At 61.5% G+C, this 23,032-nt stretch carries 22 protein-coding genes; 7 read left to right on the forward strand and 15 right to left on the reverse strand.

From position 1 onward, the window contains the following. The first annotated feature begins 34 nt into the window (after positions 1 to 34). Together E4P00_RS13300 and lnt are read left to right on the forward strand one after the other, a co-directional pair. Positions 35 to 874 (forward strand): HlyC/CorC family transporter, encoded by an 840-nt coding sequence (locus tag E4P00_RS13300; RefSeq protein WP_005791724.1) that lies wholly within the window; start codon positions 35 to 37, stop codon positions 872 to 874. Between the two features lie 273 nt (positions 875 to 1,147). Beyond that, the gene (gene lnt / locus E4P00_RS13305; protein ID WP_032881204.1) at positions 1,148 to 2,671 is read left to right on the forward strand and encodes an apolipoprotein N-acyltransferase; all 1,524 of its coding nucleotides are present in this window, start codon (positions 1,148 to 1,150) and stop codon (positions 2,669 to 2,671) included. Between the two features lie 111 nt (positions 2,672 to 2,782). Here the strand turns inward: lnt and E4P00_RS13310 are convergent, their stop codons facing one another. Both E4P00_RS13310 and E4P00_RS13315 read right to left on the reverse strand, forming a co-directional pair. Next, entirely contained in the window at positions 2,783 to 3,544 is a 762-nt protein-coding gene (locus tag E4P00_RS13310; protein WP_005791728.1) for a YdcF family protein, read from the reverse strand. 97 nt (positions 3,545 to 3,641) lie between these two features. Next, a complete protein-coding gene (locus E4P00_RS13315) occupies positions 3,642 to 3,959 on the reverse strand; it encodes a hypothetical protein (RefSeq protein ID WP_005791730.1) in 318 nt (105 codons plus the stop codon). A gap of 261 nt (positions 3,960 to 4,220) precedes the next feature. Between E4P00_RS13315 and leuS the strand changes: the two genes are divergently transcribed. From leuS to E4P00_RS13340, 5 genes are all read left to right on the forward strand, one after another. Next, positions 4,221 to 6,827, forward strand: a complete 2,607-nt coding sequence (gene leuS / locus E4P00_RS13320; protein WP_005791732.1) for a leucine--tRNA ligase — start codon at positions 4,221 to 4,223, stop codon at positions 6,825 to 6,827. Positions 6,828 to 6,916: 89 nt separating this feature from the next. Continuing rightward, entirely contained in the window at positions 6,917 to 7,522 is a 606-nt protein-coding gene (gene lptE / locus E4P00_RS13325) for an LPS assembly lipoprotein LptE (RefSeq protein WP_078822416.1), read from the forward strand. A 39-nt stretch (positions 7,523 to 7,561) separates the two neighbouring features. Next, positions 7,562 to 8,599: a DNA polymerase III subunit delta gene (holA, locus tag E4P00_RS13330; RefSeq protein WP_005791737.1), complete on the forward strand. Its 1,038-nt coding sequence runs from the start codon at positions 7,562 to 7,564 to the stop codon at positions 8,597 to 8,599. Between the two features lie 214 nt (positions 8,600 to 8,813). Beyond that, entirely contained in the window at positions 8,814 to 8,978 is a 165-nt protein-coding gene (gene arfA / locus E4P00_RS13335) for an alternative ribosome rescue factor ArfA (protein ID WP_003176285.1), read from the forward strand. 62 nt (positions 8,979 to 9,040) lie between these two features. Further along, positions 9,041 to 10,366 carry a lytic murein transglycosylase gene (locus E4P00_RS13340; protein ID WP_032879301.1) on the forward strand — a complete coding sequence of 442 codons (1,326 nt, stop codon included), beginning with the start codon at positions 9,041 to 9,043 and terminating at the stop codon, positions 10,364 to 10,366. Positions 10,367 to 10,434: 68 nt separating this feature from the next. Here E4P00_RS13340 and E4P00_RS13345 read toward each other — a convergent pair whose 3' ends face one another. The 13 genes from E4P00_RS13345 to E4P00_RS13405 form a co-directional block, all read right to left on the reverse strand. Then, positions 10,435 to 11,355: an LD-carboxypeptidase gene (locus E4P00_RS13345; protein ID WP_248131707.1), complete on the reverse strand. Its 921-nt coding sequence runs from the start codon at positions 11,353 to 11,355 to the stop codon at positions 10,435 to 10,437. Positions 11,356 to 11,508: 153 nt separating this feature from the next. Beyond that, positions 11,509 to 12,510: a lipoyl synthase gene (gene lipA / locus E4P00_RS13350; protein ID WP_164699560.1), complete on the reverse strand. Its 1,002-nt coding sequence runs from the start codon at positions 12,508 to 12,510 to the stop codon at positions 11,509 to 11,511. A 25-nt stretch (positions 12,511 to 12,535) separates the two neighbouring features. After that, complete coding sequence (gene lipB / locus E4P00_RS13355; protein ID WP_032879294.1) at positions 12,536 to 13,183, reverse strand: lipoyl(octanoyl) transferase LipB; 648 nt, start codon at positions 13,181 to 13,183, stop codon at positions 12,536 to 12,538. Beyond that, entirely contained in the window at positions 13,183 to 13,464 is a 282-nt protein-coding gene (locus E4P00_RS13360; protein ID WP_005791752.1) for a DUF493 domain-containing protein, read from the reverse strand. The genes lipB and E4P00_RS13360 overlap by 1 nt, the downstream gene beginning before the upstream one ends. 85 nt (positions 13,465 to 13,549) lie before the next feature. After that, positions 13,550 to 14,707: a D-alanyl-D-alanine carboxypeptidase family protein gene (locus E4P00_RS13365; protein WP_005791754.1), complete on the reverse strand. Its 1,158-nt coding sequence runs from the start codon at positions 14,705 to 14,707 to the stop codon at positions 13,550 to 13,552. 180 nt (positions 14,708 to 14,887) lie between these two features. Further along, positions 14,888 to 15,892, reverse strand: coding sequence for a septal ring lytic transglycosylase RlpA family protein (locus E4P00_RS13370; protein WP_103734857.1), 1,005 nt, complete (start codon positions 15,890 to 15,892; stop codon positions 14,888 to 14,890). Then, positions 15,892 to 16,902 (reverse strand): lytic murein transglycosylase B, encoded by a 1,011-nt coding sequence (mltB, locus tag E4P00_RS13375; RefSeq protein ID WP_005791758.1) that lies wholly within the window; start codon positions 16,900 to 16,902, stop codon positions 15,892 to 15,894. The genes E4P00_RS13370 and mltB overlap by 1 nt, the downstream gene beginning before the upstream one ends. Before the next feature lie 17 nt (positions 16,903 to 16,919). Further along, positions 16,920 to 18,023 (reverse strand): rod shape-determining protein RodA, encoded by a 1,104-nt coding sequence (rodA, locus tag E4P00_RS13380; RefSeq protein ID WP_050549432.1) that lies wholly within the window; start codon positions 18,021 to 18,023, stop codon positions 16,920 to 16,922. 31 nt (positions 18,024 to 18,054) lie between these two features. Beyond that, entirely contained in the window at positions 18,055 to 19,953 is a 1,899-nt protein-coding gene (mrdA, locus tag E4P00_RS13385; protein ID WP_032879291.1) for a penicillin-binding protein 2, read from the reverse strand. A gap of 15 nt (positions 19,954 to 19,968) precedes the next feature. After that, positions 19,969 to 20,436: a 23S rRNA (pseudouridine(1915)-N(3))-methyltransferase RlmH gene (gene rlmH, locus E4P00_RS13390; RefSeq protein WP_003176297.1), complete on the reverse strand. Its 468-nt coding sequence runs from the start codon at positions 20,434 to 20,436 to the stop codon at positions 19,969 to 19,971. 9 nt (positions 20,437 to 20,445) lie between these two features. Beyond that, complete coding sequence (rsfS, locus tag E4P00_RS13395) at positions 20,446 to 20,940, reverse strand: ribosome silencing factor (protein WP_003176298.1); 495 nt, start codon at positions 20,938 to 20,940, stop codon at positions 20,446 to 20,448. A 66-nt stretch (positions 20,941 to 21,006) separates the two neighbouring features. Beyond that, positions 21,007 to 21,651: a nicotinate-nucleotide adenylyltransferase gene (nadD, locus tag E4P00_RS13400; RefSeq protein WP_032879289.1), complete on the reverse strand. Its 645-nt coding sequence runs from the start codon at positions 21,649 to 21,651 to the stop codon at positions 21,007 to 21,009. Then, positions 21,651 to 22,916 (reverse strand): glutamate-5-semialdehyde dehydrogenase, encoded by a 1,266-nt coding sequence (locus tag E4P00_RS13405; RefSeq protein ID WP_005791769.1) that lies wholly within the window; start codon positions 22,914 to 22,916, stop codon positions 21,651 to 21,653. The genes nadD and E4P00_RS13405 overlap by 1 nt, the downstream gene beginning before the upstream one ends. Positions 22,917 to 23,032 lie beyond the last annotated feature (116 nt).

Consider the following 23,032-nt stretch of genomic DNA (forward strand, 5'->3'; position numbering starts at 1 on the left):
CAACTGTCATATCAAAGGATTTAGAGTAATCGCTATGAGCGAAGACCGATCGAGCAACGGGCAGAAGTCATGGCTGGGTAAACTGACCCAGGCTTTTGCCCACGAGCCGAAAAACCGCCAGGAGCTGCTGGAGCTGCTGCGCGAGGCCCACCAGAACAAGTTGCTGGACAGCGAAGCGCTGGCCATCGTGGAAGGCGCCATCCAGGTGGCTGACCTGCAAGTACGGGACATCATGGTCCCGCGCTCGCAGATGATCAGCATCAAGGCGACCCAGACCCCACGGGAATTCCTCCCGGCCGTGATCGACTCGGCGCACTCGCGCTACCCGGTGATCGGTGAAAGCCATGACGACGTCATGGGTGTCCTGCTGGCCAAGGACCTGTTGCCGCTGATCCTCAAGGAGAATGGCGACAGCTTCAACATCAAGGACCTGCTGCGTCCGGCCACCTTCGTACCTGAATCCAAGCGCCTGAATGTGCTGCTGCGCGAATTTCGCGCCAACCACAATCACATGGCCATTGTGATCGACGAATACGGCGGCGTGGCTGGCCTGGTGACCATCGAAGACGTGCTGGAACAGATCGTCGGCGATATCGAAGACGAGCACGACGTCGAAGAGGACAGCTACATCAAGCCGCTGCCCAGCGGTGACTTCCTGGTCAAGGCGCTGACGCCGATCGAGAACTTCAACGAGTTCTTCGACAGCGAATTCTCCGACGATGAGTTCGACACGGTCGGCGGCCTGGTGATGAGTGCGTTCGGGCATCTGCCCAAGCGTAACGAAACCACCGAGATTGGCGCCTATCGCTTCCGCATTTTGAATGCCGATAGTCGTCGTATCCATCTGATCCGTTTGACACCTATTGCCCGCTAAGGAAGGGGTGGGGCATCAGCTATTTCCTGTGTCGCGTTGCCCCTGAGAGCGGGCCAGGCAAGGCGCAGGCCGCAGGGAATGGCATTCCCTTTTCAAGGCCTGCAACGCAGTATGGCCCGCTCTCAGGGACAACCCGAAGGGCCGGGCCTGCTGCGACACAGGGCTGCGTTACTCGTCGTTCATTTGGAAAAACCAAACCACACTCCTCGCGCCTTGCCCTGTGCCGCAGCAGGCCCGGCGCGATACAGGAAATAGCTGATGACCCACCCCTACATGCAGCGCCTGAACCGCCCCGGCTGGCCCGGTAACCTGCTGGCCGTGGTGGCCGGCGCCATCACTACCCTGGCGCTGGCGCCGTTCGATATCTGGCCGTTGGCTCTGGTAGCGGTCGGCCTGTTCTATATCGGCCTGCGGGAGCTGACACCCCGCCAGGCCCTGGGCCGCGGCTGGTGTTTCGGTTTCGGCCTGTTTGGCGCCGGCACCAGCTGGATCTACTACAGCATCCACCACTTCGGCGGCGCTTCGGTGCTGCTGGCGGGGTTCCTGATGCTGCTGTTCACCGCCGCCATTGCCTGGTTCTTTGCCCTGCCCGCCTGGTTGTGGGCGCGCTGGCTGCGCCGCAATGAAGCACCGTTGGCGGATGCCCTGACCTTCGCCGCGTTATGGGTTGGCCAGGAAGCGTTTCGTGGCTGGTTCCTCACCGGTTTCCCCTGGTTGTACTCCGGTTACAGCCAACTCGACGGCCCGCTGACCGGCCTCGCGCCGCTGGGCGGAATGTGGCTGATTTCCTTCGCGCTTGCACTCACGGCAGCCCTGCTGTGCAACCTGCCGCGCCTGCTGGCAAGCAAGCGCAACGCCTTCATTGGTGCGGGCCTGGTGTTGCTGGTCGCCCCCTGGGCCATCGGCCTGGCGCTCAAGCACCACGCCTGGACCTCGCCCTCCGGCGCCCCCCTGAGCGTCGCCGCCATCCAGGGCAACGTCGAGCAAAGCATGAAGTGGGACCCCGAGCAGCTTAATGCACAGTTGGCGCTGTATCGCGACATGAGCCTGAGCTCCAAGCGTGTCGACCTGCTGGTATGGCCGGAAACCGCCGTGCCGGTACTCAAGGAGTCGGTCGAGGGCTACCTGGGCATGATGGGCAAGTTTGCCGCCGACCGGAACACCGCGCTGATTACCGGGGTACCGATTCGCCAGGAAGTGCACCATGAAAAGCGCTACTTCAATGGCATTACCGTAGTCGGCGAAGGTGACGGCACCTATCTCAAGCAAAAGCTGGTGCCGTTTGGCGAATACGTGCCGTTGCAGGACATGCTGCGCGGGCTGATTGCGTTCTTCGACCTGCCGATGTCGGACTTCGCCCGTGGCCCTTCAGACCAGGCCATGCTTCAGGCCAAGGGCTATCAGATTGCGCCGTTCATTTGCTATGAAGTGGTGTACCCGGAATTCGCTGCCGGCCTGTCGGCCCAGAGCGACCTGCTGCTGACCATCAGCAACGACACCTGGTTCGGCCGCTCCATCGGCCCATTGCAGCACCTGCAAATGGCGCAGATGCGTGCACTGGAAGCCGGGCGCTGGATGATCCGCGCCACCAACAACGGCGTGACCGGGCTGATCAACCCGTTTGGGCAGATCACCGCACAGATCCCGCAGTTCGAGCGCGGCATTCTCTATGGGGAGGTGGTGCCGATGCATAACCTCACGCCATACCTGCAATGGCGTTCGTGGCCGTTGATCATTGTGTGCCTGGGGTTGTTTGGCTGGGCGCTGCTGGCTGGCCGGATGTCCAAAACGCTATGACCTGTGGGAGCTGGCTTGCCTGCGATGGCGGTGTATCAGTGCGCTGAGTGCTCACTGACCCACCGCCATCGCAGGCAAGCCAGCTCCCACAATTGATTTCCTGTGTTGCACCTATCGGTAGAACAGCCGATACCCCACCTGCCCCACCGCTTCGTTGATCAACTGCCCGCTCTGCCACACCGCCTTGACCTCGGGCATCCAGCCGCCCAGCGGCCGGCCATGGTCCACCCCCAGAAAGCCCACCGGCCCAGGCACCACGGTGAAACCGGCTTTCTCAAAACTCCACACCGAACGCGGCATATGCCAGGCCTGCGTCACCACCACCACACGCTTGATGCCTTGGGGCAGCAGAATCTCGGCGCTCATCTGGGCGTTTTCCCAGGTGGTACGGCTGCGCTCTTCCTTCCAGCGCACGCTGACGCCAAAATCATCCTGCATCGAAACGGCCATCAGTTCGGCTTCACTGGGCGGCGTGCCGTAATGCAAGCCGCCACTGGTCAGCACCGGCAAGCCTGACGCCTTGGCCAGTCGCGCCGCATAACGCTCACGCTCAAGACCAACGCCGGTGGGCTGGTCGCTGCCCCAGGCGATGTCCCCACGCTCGCGCCCGGAGCCCAACACCACAATCGCATCGGCGCGCTGGGCGAGCGTGGCCCAGTCTTCGCGAGCCAATGGCGGCGCTGTCTCAAGCGCACGGGCGCCCCATTGCACCATCACCGGCAGGCTGATCAACCACATCCCGCCCAGCCCCAGGGCAAAGCACACCCCGGCCAGGCGCGGGCGGCTACGGCGAAACCACCAGGCACACGCCAACAACAACAAAAAAATGCCGGGCGGCAACAGCAATTGTTTGATGAAATAACGAAAAGGCATCGGGCATCTCCAAAGATGCCCGAAGCCTAAATGCAACGCGATCAAGCGACAATCTTTACCAGCCTGTTTCGACAACGTTAATGGATAGTACTGTGCTTCACTTGCACCGTACGGACCGGGACCTTTCCGGGCCGCGACCGGCCGCCAAGTCTTTGAGCCAAATGACCTTGGCCGAACGAGGAGGCTCCTGGGCTGGCGGGGAGGCCTGCCCATGAGAGGCGCGGTGTTGATTCAACTCCAGGTAAGTCCTGATCAATTCAAGCTCTGCCTGGCTCAAGCCTCGCAACTCCAGCTCCAGAGGCCGCTCATCACGCAATCGGCCTGCGGTTCTTGCAGCATCCAATGCCCGACCCAAACGGTCGATCAGTCCTTCATACAATTGCGGTTTCGTTAGAGTTCGCTGCGATTCAACCATCCCCTCACCTCATTGAAGAAATACTTGCTCCCCAATAAACAGCGTAGCCCCCGTTGCTGCACCTGCCCGGTGCCGCGACAGACGGCCCTTGCCGCGCAATCAGGGTTTCCCTCGATAGAGTGGGGTCATGTATGCTACGGCGCTTCCTGTAACTCCACTTCCCGCAGGGTTTGGGCACGGACGCGCCACTTTCTGGTGTCGAACAACCCGGACTATGCACCGAAGAGGATTAGGCCACCCCTATTCAGTTCAAAAGTAGCCATGCACGAACAATATCAGCCCCGTGAAATAGAAAATGCCGCACAAACCTTCTGGGACGAGCAAAAGTCCTTTGAAGTCAGCGAACAGCCAGGCAAGGAGACTTACTACTGCCTATCGATGTTCCCTTACCCCAGCGGCAAGCTACACATGGGGCACGTGCGTAACTACACCATCGGCGACGTGATTTCCCGCTACCAGCGCATGCTCGGCAAAAACGTCCTGCAACCCATGGGTTGGGACGCCTTCGGTATGCCGGCGGAAAACGCCGCGATGAAAAACAACGTGGCGCCCGCCAAGTGGACCTACGAAAACATCGCCTACATGAAGACCCAGCTGCGCAGCCTGGGCCTGGCGGTGGACTGGTCCCGCGAGGTCACCACCTGCAAGCCCGATTACTACCGTTGGGAACAATGGCTGTTCACGCGCCTGTTCGAAAAAGGTGTGATCTACAAAAAGAGCGGTACCGTGAACTGGGACCCGATCGACCAGACCGTACTGGCCAACGAGCAGGTCATCGACGGTCGCGGCTGGCGCTCCGGCGCGCTGATCGAAAAGCGCGAAATCCCGATGTACTACTTCAAGATCACCGCCTACGCGGATGAACTGTTGTCGAGCCTCGACGATCTGCCGGGCTGGCCTGAACAGGTCAAGACCATGCAGCGCAACTGGATCGGCAAATCCAAGGGCATGGAAGTGCAGTTCCCGTATAACGTCGATTCCATCGGCGAAGCGGGCGCCCTGAAAGTCTTCACCACCCGTCCGGATACGCTGATGGGCGCGACTTACGTCGCGGTCGCCGCCGAACACCCGCTGGCCACCCAGGCGGCACAGAACAACCCCGAGCTGCAGGCGTTCATCGCCGAATGCAAGGGCGGCAGCGTGGCGGAAGCCGACGTCGCCACCCAGGAGAAAAAAGGCCTGCCGACCGGCCTGTTCGTCGAGCACCCGCTGACCGGCGAGAAACTGCCGGTATGGGTCGCCAACTATGTGCTGATGCACTACGGCGACGGCGCCGTCATGGCCGTGCCGGCCCACGACGAGCGCGATTTCGAATTCGCCACCAAATACAGCCTGCCGATCAAGTCGGTAGTACGTACCAGCTCGGGCGACACCAACCCAGCCCCGTGGCAAGACGCCTACGGCGAGCACGGCACCCTGATCAACTCCGGCGAATTTGACGGCCTGGACTTCCAGGGCGCCTTCGACGCCATCGAAGTCGCGCTGATCAAGAAGAACCTCGGTGCTTCGCGCACCCAGTTCCGCTTGCGCGACTGGGGTATCAGCCGCCAGCGCTACTGGGGCTGCCCGATCCCGATCATTCACTGCCAAACCTGCGGCGATGTACCGGTACCGGAAGACCAACTGCCCGTCGTGCTGCCTGAAGATGTAGTGCCAGATGGTGCTGGCTCGCCATTGGCGCGCATGCCCGAGTTCTACGAGTGCAACTGCCCGAAATGCGGCGCACCGGCCAAGCGTGAAACCGACACCATGGACACCTTCGTGGAGTCCTCCTGGTACTACGCCCGTTACGCCTCGCCGCACTATGAAGGTGGCCTGGTGGAGAAATCCGCAGCCGACCATTGGCTGCCGGTGGATCAGTACATCGGCGGTATCGAACACGCCATTCTCCACCTGCTGTACGCGCGCTTCTTCCACAAGCTGATGCGCGACGAAGGCCTGGTGAGCTCCGATGAGCCGTTCAAGAACCTGCTGACCCAGGGCATGGTGATCGCCGATACCTACTATCGTCGCGAAGCCAATGGCGCCTACACCTGGTTCAACCCGGCGGACGTCGAACTTGAGCGTGACAGCAAAGCCAAGGTGATCAGCGCCAAACTGAAAGCCGACGGCCTGCCGGTGGAAATCGGTGGCACCGAGAAGATGGCCAAGTCCAAGAACAACGGCGTCGACCCACAGTCGATGATCGACCAGTTCGGCGCCGATACCTGCCGTCTGTTCATGATGTTCGCCTCGCCGCCCGACATGAGCGCCGAATGGTCCGACTCCGGCGTCGAAGGCTCGCACCGCTTCCTCAAGCGCGTCTGGCGCCTGGCCCATGCCCATGTCAGTCAGGGCTTGCCGGGCAAGCTGGACGTCGCGGCCTTGAACGACGAGCAGAAAGCCATTCGCCGCAGCACTCACCTGGCCATCCGCCAGGCGAGCCTGGACGTAGGGCAGAACCACAAGTTCAACACCGCCATCGCCCAGGTGATGACGCTGATGAACGTGCTGGAAAAAGCCCCGCAGGCCACCGAACTTGATCGCGCGCTGATTCACGAGGGCCTGGAAACGGTTACCCTGCTGCTCGCACCGATCACGCCGCATATCAGCCACGACCTGTGGAACCGCCTGGGCCACAGCGGCGCCGTCATCGATGCCGCCTGGCCGGTACAGGATGACAGCGCCCTGGTTCAGGACACGCTGCAACTGGTCATCCAGGTTAACGGTAAACTGCGCGGCCAGATCGACATGCCGGCCAGTGCCAGCCGTGAAGAGGTCGAAGCGGCTGCGCGCATCAACGAAAACGTGCTGCGCTTTACCGAAGGCTTGACGATCCGCAAAGTGATCGTGGTGCCCGGCAAACTGGTCAACATCGTCGCCAGCTAAATCGGATCGGGCGCGGGGCTTGGGCCCTGCGCCGAACTAAACCTTTAGGGCCTGGATAAGGCCCACCTGGTTTCAAGGGGAGCAACAAAATGATCAAACGCAATCTGCTGGTTATGGGCCTTGCCGTGCTGCTGAGCGCTTGCGGCTTCCAGCTGCGCGGCACCGGCACCAACGAGCTGTCGCTCAAGGAACTCGACGTCAGCGCCCGCAACGCCTATGGCGAAACCGTCACCCAGCTGCGCCAGACCCTGGAGAACAGCGGCGTGCACGTGTACAACGGCGCGACCTACAAGCTGGTGCTGGTAGACGAGAAAGAAACCCAGCGCAATATCAGCTACGCCAGTGCCGGCCGTGCGTCCGATGTGGAGTTGAACACTGCGCTCTACTTCGAAGTACAGGGTCGCGATCAGTTGCCGCTGATGGGTGACAAGATCCAGGTGCAGAAAGTCGTGAGCCACGATGGCAATAACCTGGTGGGTTCGGACTCCGAGACCCTCCAGGTGCGCAAGGAAATGCGTCGTGAGCTGATCCAGCGCATGATGACTCGCCTGCAAATGCTGACCCCGGAAAAGCTCGCCGCCCTGCAGCAAACCGCCGACAACAAGGCCAAGGCTGACGCCGATGCCCTGAAAGCCGCGCAAGAGTATGAAGACAACACGCCGAAACAATCGCCTGTTGAAGTTCCTGTCGAGTAAGCCAGACGGGGCGCCCCTGGCGCCCCGTTCGCCCTGCCTATGAAACTCGCCCCCGCCCAACTCGCCAAACACCTGCAAGGTGGCCTCGCGCCTGTCTATATCGTCAGCGGTGATGACCCGCTGCTGTGCCAGGAAGCGGCCGACGCTATCCGCACTGCCGCGCGCCAGCAAGGTTTCGATGAACGCCAGGTGTTCAGTGCTGACGCCAGTTTCGACTGGGGTACCCTGCTGCAAGCCGGCGCGAGCATGTCGCTGTTTGCCGAAAAGCGCCTGCTGGAGCTGCGCCTGCCCTCGGGCAAGCCCGGCGACAAAGGTGCGGCGGCGCTGATGGAGTACTGCTCGCGCCCTGCCGAAGACACCGTGCTGCTGATCAGCCTGCCCAAGCTCGACGGCAGCGCGCAGAAAACCAAGTGGGGCAAGGCACTGGTAGAAGGTGCGCAAACCCAGTTCATCCAGATCTGGCCTGTGGACAGCAACCAGTTGCCGCAGTGGATTCGTCAGCGCCTGTCACAATCGGGGCTGGCGGCGACACAAGATGCCGTGGAGCTGATCGCCGCCCGGGTCGAGGGCAACCTGCTTGCCGCCGCCCAGGAGATCGAAAAGCTCAAGCTGATGGCCGAGGATGGGCAGATCACCGTCGAAACCGTACAAGGCGCAGTGGCCGATAGCGCTCGCTTTGATGTGTTCGGCCTGGTCGATGCGATCCTCAACGGTGAGCCCGCCCACGCGCTGCGTATGCTTGAAGGCTTGCGTGGCGAAGGGGTGGAACCGCCGGTGATCCTCTGGGCCCTGGCCCGGGAGCTGCGAGTACTGGCGAATATCGCCTTGCAATACAGCCAGGGCACACCGCTGGACAAATGCTTCAGCCAGGCCAGGCCACCGGTGTGGGACAAGCGCAAACCGCTGATGAGCAAAGCTCTGCAACGGCACTCGGCGCAACGCTGGGCGCAACTGTTGCTGGAAGCGCAGCGCATCGATGCGCAGATCAAGGGCCAGGCAGCCGGCTCGCCGTGGATGAGCCTGAGCCGTTTGTCGCTATTGATGGCCGGCCAGCGCCTCACCCTGCCAGCCGAATAACCCTCTCTTGAAAACACCATAGATCCAATGTGGGAGGGGGCTTGCTCCCGATGGCAGTGTGTCAGGAATTTATGTTTCACTGATGTACCGCTATCGGGAGCAAGCCCCCTCCCACATTTGACCTGCGTACCTTTCCTACACTTCGCGGGGCTTTACAGCCGCTCAACTTAGGCAGATTATTTGCCCGCTCCACCACCCACAGAGACTAGACACCATGAGCAAAAAGCCATCCAAGCATGGCCCCAACAAGGCCAAATCCATCATCGCCCAGCCACTGTTCCGCAGCCGTCAGGAACGCGCCGGCAAGGGCAAAGGCAGCTACCGCCGCGAAGCCTTCCAGTCTAATAGCTGGGAGGCTTCTTACTTTCTGGCTGCCTGAAGGCAAGCGCCCCTCTGGCATGATAAGGTCTGTACCTGATTTGTAACCCCCTGGACCTGTGCATGCCCTCTAGTCTTTCTCGTCGTTGGCACCTACGCCAATTGATCGCTGCCTCCAGCCTCATTCTGCTTGTCGCCTGCGCGGAAAAACCTACCGCCGCGGACGCTCAGCCCCTGCCCAAGCTCCAGACGGCACCGGCTATCGCACCGGCTGTGGTTGCCCCCTTGGCAGTGGATAATCTTGATATCCAACCGACCCAGACCTTTGCCGAATGGCAGGCTGGCTTCCGTGCGCAAGCGCTGCAAGCCGGGATCACTGCGGCTGTGTTCGATAACGCTTTTGCCGGCGTCACCCCTGATATGGCGGTGATTCGCGCCGACCGCAGCCAACCGGAATTTTCCCGCCCGGTGTGGGAATACCTCGACGGCGCCCTGTCACCGGTGCGCGTGCGCAATGGTCAGGCGCTGCTGGTCAAATACGCTGATATTCTGCAAAGCATCGAACAGCGCTATGGCGTCGACCGCCAGGCACTGGTCTCGGTGTGGGGCATGGAGAGCAACTTCGGCGCGTTCCAGGGCAATAATTCGGTGATCCGCTCCCTGGCCACCCTGGCCTATGAAGGCCGTCGCCCGGCCTTTGCCCAGGCGCAGCTGCTGGCAGCGCTGCAGATCATCCAGCATGGTGATATTCAAGCCGACCAGATGAAAGGTTCCTGGGCCGGTGCGATGGGCCAGACGCAGTTTATCCCGACCACCTATAACACCCATGCGGTGGACTTTGACGGTGATGGTCGTCGCGATATCTGGAACAGCCCGTCCGACGCCCTCGCCTCCACGGCGCATTACCTGCAAAGCTCCGGGTGGCAGAAAGGCCAGCCATGGGGCGTTGAAGTGCAGCCGCTGCCGTCGGGCTTCGACTACAGCCTGGCCGATGGCGGCGTGCGCAAGACCGTGGCGCAATGGCTGCAACTGGGCATCCAACTCCCCCCTGGCGTGAGCCTGCCGGCCAATGTCGACCAGTTGTCCGCCGCCCTGCTGTTACCGGCTGGCTACCGTGGCCCGGCATTCCTGGTATTGGATAACTTCCGCGCAATCCTCAAGTACAACAATTCGTCGTCCTATGCGCTGGCGGTTGGCCTATTGTCGGAGCGATTTGGCGGCGGCGGTGTGATTCGTGGCAGTTGGCCCAAAGATGAGCTGCCGCTGAGCCGCTCCCAGCGTATCGACCTGCAAACGGCACTCAGCGCCAAAGGCTATGACGCCGGTAACCCGGATGGGATTATCGGCGCCAATACGCGCAAGGCGATTCGCGCGGCGCAGCAGGCGTTGGGCTGGCCGGCGGATGGGTATCCGACGGTGAAGTTGCTGGAATCGCTGCAAGGCCGGTAAATAGTTGTATGGCGACTACCACAATCGGGGGCAAGCCCCCGATTGCGGTTTAGCAGACTGTAAAAAACTCAGGGGTTGAACACTACATCCTGCTCCAACACCACCCGCCGCTCCCCCGCATCCAAGCGCACCAAAGCACCCATCGGCAACGTCAGGTTGGGGTCGCAATGCCCACTGCGCCAGCCAGCCAGCACCGGAACGCACAGGGGTTCGAAGGTCTGCTTCAGCAACCGCTCCAGCGCACCGTTATCCACACCCGCCACATCCCCTACCAGCACACCGGCGACCTGGGCCAGCTTGCCGGCCAGGCGCAGGTGAGTCAGCAGGCGGTCGATACGATAAAGCGGCTCGTTGACGTCCTCGATAAACAGGATGATGCCTTCGGCGTCTATCTCATACGGCGTGCCCATTGTTGCAGCAATCATCGACAGATTACCGCCCAGCAAGCGCCCACAGGCAACGCCTGGCTCGATCGTGGTCAACGGGTAGGCCACCGGGTGCGCAAGCACACTGCCGGCGCCCAGTTGGCCACGCAGCAGGCTGAACAGGGAGGATTCGGTTGGCTGTTGCTTATCGCCCAGCAGGTCGGCATTGAGCATCGGCCCGTGGAATGTGACAAAGCCGGCGTAACGGTTGATCGCCAGGTGCAAGGCGGTGATATCGCTGTAACCCACGAATGGTTTGGGGTTGGCACGCAGCAGGTCGTAGTCCAGCGCGTCGAGCAAGCGTGGCGTGCCGTAGCCGCCGCGCAGGCAGAAGATGGCATCGACGTCGGGATTGGCGAAGGCGGCGTGCAGGTCGCGCAGGCGCACTTCATCGCTGCCGGCCAGGTAGCCGTCGCGCTCGTATACACCGGGGTAAATGCGCAGGTCGTAACCGCGGGCACGCATCCATTGCCCGGCTTTTTCAACGTCCAGCGCGGCAGGGCCAGCGGGGGCGATCAGGCCGATGGTGCCTTCGGGGCGCAGTGCAGGTACGGCGGCGGTCATCTATGGTTCTCCCTATATGACGCAGAACGAAATGTGGGAGCTGGCTTGCCTGCGATGCAAGCGCCTCGGTGTATCAGTGACACCGAGGTGATGCTATCGCAGGCAAGCCAGCTCCCACACAAGCCAGCATTTCACATTGATTCTGGGGGCGGCTTACGAAACCAGGCTTGCCTTGACCAGCTTGGCCTGCTCGTCGGCGTGGTACGAAGAACGCACCAACGGGCCCGACGCCACGTTCTTGAAGCCCATCTTGTAACCTTCCTCGGCGAACCAGGCGAAGGTGTCCGGGTGCACGAAACGCTGCACCGGCAAATGGCTGCGCGATGGTTGCAGGTACTGGCCCAGGGTCAGCATGTCGATGTCGTGTTCGCGCATGCGCTTCATGACTTCGATGACTTCTTCGTCGGTCTCGCCCAGGCCCAGCATCAAGCCGGATTTGGTCGGGATGTGCGGCATCATCTGCTTGAATTTCTGCAGCAGGGTCAGCGACCACTGGTAGTCCGAACCCGGACGCGCAGCCTTGTACAGGCGCGGTACGGTTTCCAGGTTGTGGTTGAACACATCTGGCGGCTCGGCGGCGGTGATTTCCAGAGCCACGTCCATACGGCCACGGTAGTCCGGCACCAGGGTTTCGAGCATCACGTTGGGTGACAGCTTGCGGATCTCACGGATGCAGTCGGCGAAGTGCTGGGCACCGCCGTCGCGCAGGTCGTCACGGTCGACCGACGTGATCACCACGTACTTGAGTTTCAGGTCGGCGATGGCGATGGCCAGGCTTTGCGGCTCGTTGACGTCCAGAGGTTTCGGACGGCCGTGGCCTACGTCGCAGAATGGGCAACGACGGGTGCAGATGTCGCCCATGATCATGAACGTGGCGGTGCCGCCAGAGAAGCATTCACCCAGGTTCGGGCAGGACGCTTCTTCGCATACGCTGTGCAGTTTGTGTTTGCGCAGCAGGGACTTGATACGGTCGACTTCCGGCGAAACCGGGATGCGCACGCGAATCCAGTCGGGTTTCTTCGGCAGTTCGGTAGTCGGGATGATCTTGACCGGGATGCGTGCAACCTTCTCGGCGCCGCGCAGCTTGACGCCGGCTTCCACCTTGGCACGCGGGGCCGGGGCTGGACGCTCAGTGATGTCCAGCGTCGGGATCATGGTTTGCACAACATCAGTAGTCATATCAATCGATTCCGCCCGTCAGGGTCGTCTGCTCTGCATAGTCGAGGTGTTTGACGAGCTGCGCGCGCAGCCGGGCACTAACCTCGGCAAATTTAATCGGTGTGGCATGATCGCTCAGTTGGGTCATCGCCAGCCCGGCATAACCGCACGGGTTGATCCGCCGGAACGGCGCCAGGTCCATGTCCACGTTCAAGGCCAGGCCATGAAAGGAACAACCGTGGCGAATACGCAGCCCCAGGGAGGCGATTTTCGCGCCGTCTACATACACACCGGGTGCATCGGGCTTGGCCGCGGCGGTCACGCCATAACTGGCCAGCAGCTCGATCAGGCAAGCCTCCATGCGGCTGACCAGGTCGCGCACGCCAAAACCCAGCTTGCGCACATCCAGCAACAGGTAAGCCACCAATTGCCCTGGGCCATGGTAAGTCACTTGGCCACCCCGGTCGACCTGCACCACCGGAATATCACCCGGAAGCAACAGATGCTCGGCCTTGCCGGCCTGCCCCTGGGTGAATACCGGCGGGTGTTCCACCAGCCAGATTTCATCCGGAGCCGAGGTGCCGCGCTCGTTGGTAAAGCGCTGCATGGCATGCCAGACCGGCTCGTAGGCCATCTGGCCGAGCTCGCGAAAGCCCAGAACGTGCGACATCACAGCACCATGTGCACGAAGCCGGTGGCCCGCAGTTCGCTGTTGATGTTGTAGAGCTGGTCCTGATCGGTCGCAACGATGTGCAACTGAATCGTGGTGTACTTGCCGGTGGAGCTTTGACGCTCGTCCACGCGGTTGTCGTTGATCGTCGCGTGTTTCCTGACGATTTCGAGAATCTTGTCCTTGCGGCCGACACCGGTATCGCTGATCACCTTGACGGGATAATCCGTCACAGGGAATTCGATCTTTGGCGCCTTTACTTCTACGTCTTTATCGGTCATGGCAGAACAGCCTCGTAAGCGCTAAGCCGTGGCGACGGGCAAAGCCCCGCGCTGGATCAACGCGGGGCTTTGCAGGTGCACACAATCAGTTGAACAAGCCGTAGAAGAATAGACGGATGCTATCCCATACGCGGCGGAAGATACCACCTTCCTCGACAGCGTCCAGCGCGATCAGGTCGGCGCTATGCACCACCTTGTCGTCCAGCTTGACTTCGACTTTACCGATCACGTCGCCCTTGGCGATTGGGGCGACCAATTGCGGGTTCAGGGTCATGCTGGCGGCGAGCTTTTTCAGCTGGCCTTTAGGCATGGTCAGGGTCAGGTCGTCAGCCAGGCCGGCCTTGACTTGGGAGGTGGCGCCTTTCCATACCGGCGCGGTCGCAAGCTCGGCACCCTTCTGGTAGAAGGTCTGGGTTTCGAAGAAGCGGAAGCCGTAGGTCAGCAGTTTTTGCGTCTCGGCCGCACGGGCCTGTTCGCTGTTGGTGCCGAATACCACGGCGATCAGGCGCTGGCCATCACGCACAGCGGACGACACCATGCAGTAACCGGCTTCGTCGGTGTGGCCGGTTTTCAGGCCGTCGACGGTCTTGTCGCGCCACAGCAGCAGGTTGCGGTTAGGCTGCTTGATGTTGTTCCAGAAGAACTCCTTCTGGGAGTAGATCGCGTAGTGCACCGGGTCAACGCGGATGATCGCGCGCGCCAGGATCGCCATGTCGTGAGCCGACGAATAGTGCTCTGGGTTCGGCAGGCCGGTCGGGTTCATGAAGTGGCTGTTGGTCATGCCCAGGTCGGCGGCAGTCTTGTTCATCACGTCGGCGAACGCATCTTCGCTGCCGGCGATGTGCTCGGCCAGGGCGACGCTGGCGTCGTTGCCGGACTGGATGATGATGCCGTGCAACAGGTCACTGACGGTGACTTGCGAGCCGACCTTGATGAACATCCGCGAACCACCGGTACGCCAGGCGTTTTCGCTGACGGTGACCGGATCGTTCTCGCCGATCTGGCCGCGACGGATTTCCAGGGTCGCGATATAGGCAGTCATCAGCTTGGTCAGGCTGGCTGGCGGCAGGCGTACATCACCGCCGTTTTCGACCAGCACGTTGCCACTGGCGGCGTCCATGAGGACCCACGACTTGGCGGCCAGTTGCGGGGAGGCCGGCACCATTTCAACCGCCCAGGCGGCCGGGGTGATGATCAGCGAGATAAGCAGGCACGTGCGTTTGGCTAAGGTGGTGATGTTCATCCGTCTCTCGAAATTGCTTATGGAAACTTGCCCTCGCGGGCAAAACTATTCAGACAGCCCGCTTCCAGACTGTCACGTGTTCGGTTGCCCGCTCACCCCTTGCCCCTGGGTTTTTATTGTTCAACGAGCCAACAACCTGGACTCAAGCGCGCAGGCGCACCTGAGCCATCAATCCGTTACTTATTCTGCGGTGACCACGCTGGGTTGCCCCAGGTTGGCCAGGCGGACGCTGTTCTGCACTTGCGCCACTTCACTTGGCGAACCGATCGGGCCCATGCGTACACGGTGCAACGTTTGCTGGTTACGCACGATGGAACTGATGAAGACCGGCGCGCTGACCATACCGCTGAGCTTGGACCTTAACAGTTCTGCCGCATCCGGGTTGGCGAAAGCGCCGACCTGAAGGTATTGCCCGCCCGCCATCGAGGCGCCCGGTGCTGCGTGAGGGACGACGACGGTATCCGGAGCATGTTGCGCCGGCGGCGGCGTCCACTGCTCGATCTTGCCGGTCGAGGCCGTCACTTGCGGTTGGGGGGTTGCCGGTTCGTTAAGCATCAACGGCGCCGGCTTGCCACGCTGGGCCCAATACTGCGCCGGGTCGATGCCCTCGACTTTCACCCGTGCAGTGCCGGTTTCGGCGTAGCCAAGCTTCTTGGCCGCGGCGTAGGACAAGTCGATGATCCGGTCCGAATAGAACGGCCCGCGGTCGTTGACCCGCAGGATTACCGTACGGTTGTTGTCCAGGTTGGTAACGCGAACATAGCTGGGAAGCGGCAGGGTCTTGTGGGCCGCGCTCATGCCGTACAGGTCATACACTTCGCCGTTGGCGGTGTTCTGGCCATGAAACTTGGTGCCGTACCAGGACGCGGTGCCGGACTGCACGTAGGTCTTGGATTCCTGCAGCGGGAAGTAATTCTTGCCCAGCACGGTGTAGGGGTTGGCCTTGTAGGGGCCGGTGTGCAGGGTCGGCGTGGCATCCGGGATTTTCGAGACATCCACATCCCACCACGGCGCGCCATCTTTGTGCGCACGGTTGATGTCCAGGCCCGGCTGGGCGCGCACCACCGTGCCGCCGGCCTTCTTGGCAGGCGCACGGTTAGGGGTGGTGGAGCAACTGGCAACCAGCAAGGACAACGCGGCGAACGCCACCAGCTTGAGCGGTTTTTTGAACGGCGATACCCGCATTACTTGTTGCCCCGTGCTTGAACCAGCTCATCTGACAGCTGATGCACGGCCATGGCGTACATCACACTGCGGTTATAACGCGTGATTGCGTAGAAATTCTTCAGGCCCATCCAGTATTCCGGGCCGTTTGCACCTTCCAGGCGGAATGCCGTCACCGGCATGTCGTCGCGTGGCGCATTCTGACTCGACCAGCCCAGCGCTCGCAACTCCCCGACGGTCTTGACCGGCTCGATACCCTGGGTCAAGCCTTCATCGGCGCGCTCACCTGTGACATCGGCGCGGATAACCACCGGTTCGCCGCCAACCCAGCCGTGACGCTTGAAGTAGCTGGCCACGCTGCCGATGGCGTCGTCGGGGTTGCTCCAGATATTGATATGGCCGTCGCCGTCAAAGTCCACCGCATAGGCGCGAAAGCTGCTCGGCATGAACTGCGGCAAGCCCATCGCGCCGGCGTACGAGCCCTTGAGTGTCATCGGGTCGACCTGTTCTTCGCGGGCCAGCAGCAGGAATTCGCGCAGCTCCTTGCGGAAGAATTCGGCACGCGGCGGGTAATCGAAGCCCAGGGTCGACAAGGCGTCGATCACCCGGTAGCTGCCGGTATTGCGGCCGTAGAACGTTTCAATGCCGATGATCGAGACGATGACCTGGGCCGGCACGCCGTATTCCTGCTCGGCGCGGGCCAGGACGGCTTCATGCTGGCGCCAGAAGTCCACGCCGCGGGCAATACGTGCGTCAGTAAGGAACATCGGGCGATATTCCTTCCACTGCTTCACGCGTTCGGCGGGGCGGGAAATGGCGTCGAGGATCGCCTGCTTTTTCTGGGCTTCGCGGAACACGCCCATCAGTTGCTCGCCAGCAAAACCGTAGTCGCGGGTCATCTCACCGACAAATTCGGCGACCTGGGGTGAACCATCGTAGTCACCGGCCTGCGCCTCTTGCGTTGCCCCCAGCAGCCCAATCAGGCCCATCCAGGTCGCATGCCGAGTCGCCCAGCCGCGCATTACTTGCATTGACATCTTCACCTTATTCAAACCTGTGCGATCCACTTGCGATGCGTATGAATCGACATCAAAACCCCAAACGCTGACAGCAATGTCACCAGCGAAGTTCCGCCGTAGCTAATGAATGGCAACGGCACCCCAACCACCGGCAGCAGGCCACTGACCATACCGATGTTGACGAAAACGTAAACAAAAAAAGTCATGGTCAGGCTGCCGGCAAGCAATTTACCGAACAGCGTCTGCGCCTGGGCGGTAATCACCAGGCCGCGACCAATCAACAGCAGATAGATCAACAATAAGGCGCAAATGCCCACCAGGCCGAACTCTTCGCCCATCACCGCGATGATGAAGTCGGTATGACTTTCGGGCAAGAAGTCCAGATGGGACTGGGTGCCCAGCAACCAGCCTTTGCCGAATACGCCGCCGGAACCGATGGCCGCCTTGGACTGGATGATGTTCCAGCCGGTGCCCAACGGGTCGCTCTCCGGGTCGAGGAACGTCAGGATCCGTTGCTTCTGATAGTCGTGCATGAAGAAGAACCACATGGCCACGGCCACGGGGACGGCAGCGGCCAGCACGCTGAGGATCCAGCGCCAGCGCAAGCCGCCCATAAACAGCACGAACGCGCCACCGGCCAGAATCAGCAATGAGGTGCCAAGGTCAGGCTGGCGCACGATCAGAATAAACGGCACGCCGATTAGAAGCAGGCTGATCACCACGTGCTTGAGCTGTGGCGGCAAGGTGCGCTTGGACAAGTACCAGGCGATGGTGGCCGGCATCAGGATCTTCATGAATTCCGACGGTTGGAAGCGAATCACCCCGGGAATGTTGATCCAGCGCGTGGCTCCCATGGCGTTATGGCCCATGACATCCACCACCACCAGCAGCAACACGCCGGCGACATACCCCAGCGGCACCCAACGCGCCATGAAGCGTGGTTCAAGCTGGGCGATCACCACCATCGACAACAGGCCCAGGCCAAACGAGGACGCCTGTTTGATCAGCAGGTCCCAGTTCTTGCCGCTGGCCGAATACAGCACGAACAGGCTGCCGGCCGCCAAGGTCAGCAGCAGGATCAGCAGCGGCCCATCAATGTGCATGCGTTGCAGCAACGTCGCACGGCGACGCATCACATCCTCGCTGGAGAGGATGCGGTCAAAATTACTCTTCACGGGCCGTAACCTCGGGGCTTGATGGGGGGCCGCCATACTCGGGCTTGAGCTTGCCATCCTCGGCCAACAGCCAGGCATCCATGATCTGCCGCACCACGGGCGCCGCGACGCCAGAGCCGGACTCACCGTTCTCGACCATCACCGAGACCACGATTTTCGGGTCGTCAGCCGGGGCGAAGCCGACAAACAAGGCGTGGTCGCGGTGACGCTCCTGAACCTTGGAACGGTCATATTTTTCGCCCTGCTTGATCGCGACCACCTGGGCCGTACCACTCTTGCCGGCGATGCGGTATTGCGCGCCGGCTGCCGCCTTGCGTGCGGTACCCCGTGCGCCGTGCATGACTTGCTGCATGCCGTGGTTGACCTTGGCCCAGTCCGACGGGTCGCGCAGCACAATATCGGGAATCGGGTTGTCGTCTACCGGCTTTTCGCCTTCGATGGTCTTGGCCAGGTGCGGCCGATTCCAGATGCCTTTATTGGCCACCAGCGCCGTGGCCTGGGCCAGTTGCAGCGGCGTGGCCTGCATATAGCCCTGGCCGATTCCCAGGATCAGGGTTTCACCCGGGAACCATGCCTGACGGCGCGTCGCACGCTTCCATTCCCGCGACGGCATCAGGCCGGGAGACTCTTCGAACATGTCCAGAGAGACTTTCTGACCGAGGCCGAACTTGCCCATGTAGGCAGACAGGCGATCGATCCCCAGCTTGTGGGCCAGGTCGTAAAAATAGGTGTCGTTGGAGCGCATGATCGCGGTGTCCAGGTCGACATAGCCGTCACCGGAGCGGTTCCAGTTACGGTATTTGTGATCATAGTTGGGCAGCATGTAGTAGCCGGGGTCATAGACCCGGCTGGAGGCCGTGACTACACCGGAGTCCAGGCCGGCAATCGCCACCGCCGGCTTGATGGTCGAACCCGGTGGATACAGGCCGCGCAATACGCGGTTGAACAGCGGTCGATCGATGGAGTCGCGCAGCTCGGCGTAGGCCTTGAAGCTGATGCCGGTGACGAACAGGTTAGGGTCGAAACTCGGCTGACTGACCATCGCCAGCACTTCGCCGGTTTTCGGGTCCAGCGCCACCACGGCGCCACGCCGGCCACCCAGGGCCATCTCGGCCGCTTCCTGCAACTTGATGTCCAGGCTCAGCACAATGTCCTTGCCCGGTATCGGGTCGGTGCGCTTGAGCACGCGCAAGACGCGGCCGCGGGCGTTGGTCTCGACTTCTTCGTAACCCACCTGGCCGTGCAGCTCGGGCTCGTAGAAACGCTCGATGCCGGTCTTGCCGATATGATGGGTGCCGCTGTAATTGACCGGGTCGAGGGTTTTAAGCTCTTTCTCGTTGATCCGCCCCATATAGCCGACCGAGTGGGCAAAGTGCGCCCCCTGCGGATAGTGGCGCACCAACTGCGCCACCACTTCCACACCCGGCAGGCGGAACTGGTTCACGGCGATTCGGGCGATCTGCTCTTCGGTCAGCTCGAACAGGATCGGCACCGGCTCGAACGGCCGGCGCCCCTGCTTCATGCGTTTCTCGAAGATCACCCGGTCTTCCGGCGTCAGTTGCAGCACCTCGACAATCACATCGAGCACCTGCTGCCAGTCGCCGGAACGCTCACGGGTCATGCTCAGGCTGAAGCTGGGGCGGTTATCCGCGACCACCACGCCATTGCGGTCGAAGATCAGCCCACGGGTCGGCGGAATCGGCTGCACATGCACCCGGTTGTTTTCCGACAGCGTGGAGTGATAGTCGTACTGGATCACCTGCAGGAAATACAGACGCGCAATCAGCACGCACATCAACGCCACCACCAAAATCGCACCGAACACCACCCGCGCGCGTACCAGACGTGCGTCTTTCTCGTGGTCCTTGATGCGGATCGGCTGGGTCATCGGGGGCAGCGCAGACTATTTGTGGTAAGGGTGCCCGGACAGAACTGTCCAGGCGCGATACAGCTGTTCACCGATCAGAATCCTTACCAACGGGTGCGGCAATGTCAGCGCCGACAACGACCAGCGCTGATCGGCTCGCGCGCAGACTTCCGGCGCCAGCCCCTCGGGGCCACCGACCATGAAGTTGACCGTACGCGAATCCAGGCGCCAGCGATCCAGTTCCACCGCCAACTGCTCGGTGCTCCAGGGCTTGCCGTGCACTTCGAGAGTGACGATACGCTCGTTGGGGCCGACCTTGGCCAGCATGGCTTCGCCTTCCTGGCGAATAAAGCGCGCCACATCGGCGTTCTTGCCCCGGGTATTGAGCGGTATTTCCACCAGTTCAAGCGACAGCTCAGCGGGCAGACGCTTGGCATACTCGTGCCAGCCTTCTTCCACCCACTTGGGCATGCGTGAACCGACAGCGATCAGACGCAGGCGCACAGCCGTTCCTTATTCCTGGTCTTTGTTGAGCTTGTCGAAGTGCGCGTGGCCCACTTCCGGGCTGTGGTGCTTGCCATCGGCGGCACGGCTCTGCTCGGCGCCTTTCCACAGACGTTCCAGGTCGTAGAACTGGCGGGCGTTGGAGGTCATCATGTGAACGATCACATCGTCCATGTCCAGCAGTACCCAGTCGCTGTCGCCCTTGCCTTCTTCACCCAAAGGCTTCACGCCCTGGGCTTTGACGGCTTCGCGAACCTTGTCCAGCATCGCGCCGATCTGGCGGTTGGAGGTACCGGTGGCGATGATCATGAAGTCGGTGATGCTTTGCTTGTCGCGTACGTCCAGCACCTGGATGTCCTGGGCCTTAACGTCTTCCAGGGCGGCCACGGCCACTTTCACCAGCTCTTCGCCAGCCAGTTCCGGGCCCACGTGGGCTTCAACCGGCAGCGGTGCGCTTTTGAAGGTGCCTTTGCGCTTAACTTTGCTTACGTCTTTGTTCGTCATATAAAACTCGTTTTGCTCGTATGTTCGGGCGCTTGCTGCACGGTTCGTGCGTTCAAGCGCGCCTTTTCAGTTCGACGCACGGTAAAGCCCGTGCGCATCGATGTAGGCCAGGACCGCGTCAGGCACCAGGAAACGTACCGACTTACCGCTGGCCAGCAGTTGACGGATCTGGGTGGCGGACACCGCAAGCGGGGTCTGCCAGACGAATGCAATATTCCCGTTCGGCCCGGTCAGGGCCAAGGGGTCACTCACCGACCGCGCGGCCAGCAGGTTGCGCAAGGCATCCGGCGGTTCGCTGTCGGCATCCGGGCGTTGCAAAACCAGGATGTGGCAATGCTGGAGGAGCTCCTCCCAGCGGTGCCAAGAGGGCAGGCCGCAAAATGCGTCCCAGCCCAAAAGCAGAAACAACTGGTCATCTGCGGCCATCTCGGCGCGCATCAGCTCCAGGGTGTCGACAGTGTAGGACGGTTTATCGCGCTTGAGCTCGCGGTCGTCCACCATCAACGGCTGTATGCCCTCTACGGCCACCTGCACCATTTCCAGGCGCTGTTGCGCTGACACCTGCGGCGTATCGCGATGCGGCGGCCGAAAATTGGGCAGCAGCCGCACCTCGTCCAGCGCCAGGGCATCGGCGACTTCCAGGGCACTGCGCAAATGGCCGATGTGCACGGGGTCGAAAGTACCGCCGAGCAGCCCGATGCGTTTAGCCATCAAGTGCGCACATGACCGTCGCCGAACACTACGTACTTCTCGCTGGTCAGCCCTTCAAGGCCAACCGGGCCGCGTGCATGGAGCTTGTCGGTGGAGATACCGATCTCCGCCCCCAGGCCATACTCGAAGCCGTCGGCAAAACGTGTCGAGGCGTTGATCATCACCGAAGCGGAGTCCACTTCATTGAGGAAACGCCGGGCATCGCTGAAATGCTCGGAAACAATGGCGTCGGTGTGCTTGGAGCCGTATTTATTGATGTGTTCGATGGCCTGATCCAGGTCGTCGACGATGCGAATCGACAGGATCGGCGCCGTGTATTCGGTGTACCAGTCTTGTTCAGTCGCTTCGATCACATCGCTGCCGAGCAGTGCACGGGTACGCTCGCAGCCACGCAGTTCCACGCCCTTGTCACGGTAGATGGCAGCCAGCGGCGGCAGCACGCGCTCGGCAATGCCGGCGTGCACCAGCAGGGTTTCCATGGTGTTGCACGGCGCGTAGCGGTGGGTCTTGGCGTTGTCGGCAATGCGAATCGCCTTGTCGAGGTCGGCGGCTATGTCGATGAAGACGTGGCACACGCCGTCCAGATGCTTGATGACTGGCACCTTGGCATCCCGGCTGACGCGCTCGATCAGGCTCTTGCCGCCACGGGGCACAATCACGTCGACGAATTCCGGCATGGTGATCAACGCGCCCACAGCCGCGCGGTCGGTGGTTTCCACCACTTGCACCACTTCAGCTGGCAACTCGGCCACGGCCAGGCCTTGCTGGATGCAGGCGGCGATAGCACGGTTGGAATTGATCGCCTCGGAGCCGCCTCGCAGGATGGTAGCGTTGCCCGACTTCAGGCACAGGCTCGCGGCGTCGATGGTCACGTTCGGACGCGACTCGTAGATGATGCCGATCACACCCAGCGGCACGCGCATCTTGCCGACCTGGATACCGGACGGCAGGTAGCGCATGTCGCGGATTTCACCGATGGGGTCAGGCAGCTTGGCCACCTGACGCAGGCCTTCGATCATGTCGTCGATACGTGCCGGGGTCAGTGCCAGGCGATCCAGCAAGGCAGGTTCCAGGCCATTGGCGCGACCGTTGGCCAAGTCCAGTTCATTGGCAGCGGTCAACTCGGAGCGCGAAGCATCCAGAGCATCGGCAGCCGCCAGCAGCGCACGGTTCTTCTGTGCAGTGCTCGCACGGGCGATCAACCGCGAGGCCTGACGGGCAGCGCGACCCAGGCGGGTCATGTAGTCAAGAACGGACTCAGTCATGGTCAGGGAGTCTTGGCAAAGAGGAAAGCGGCAGATTATAGCTGTGACGCCGCTCGACTGACAGCGGTGAGGGGCGGATGGTCGAAATGAACTGTAAAAACCCGGGGTTCAGCGGT

The organism is Pseudomonas sp. B329, assembly GCF_023127835.1.
In the GTDB taxonomy this organism is placed as follows: domain Bacteria; phylum Pseudomonadota; class Gammaproteobacteria; order Pseudomonadales; family Pseudomonadaceae; genus Aquipseudomonas; species Aquipseudomonas synxantha_A.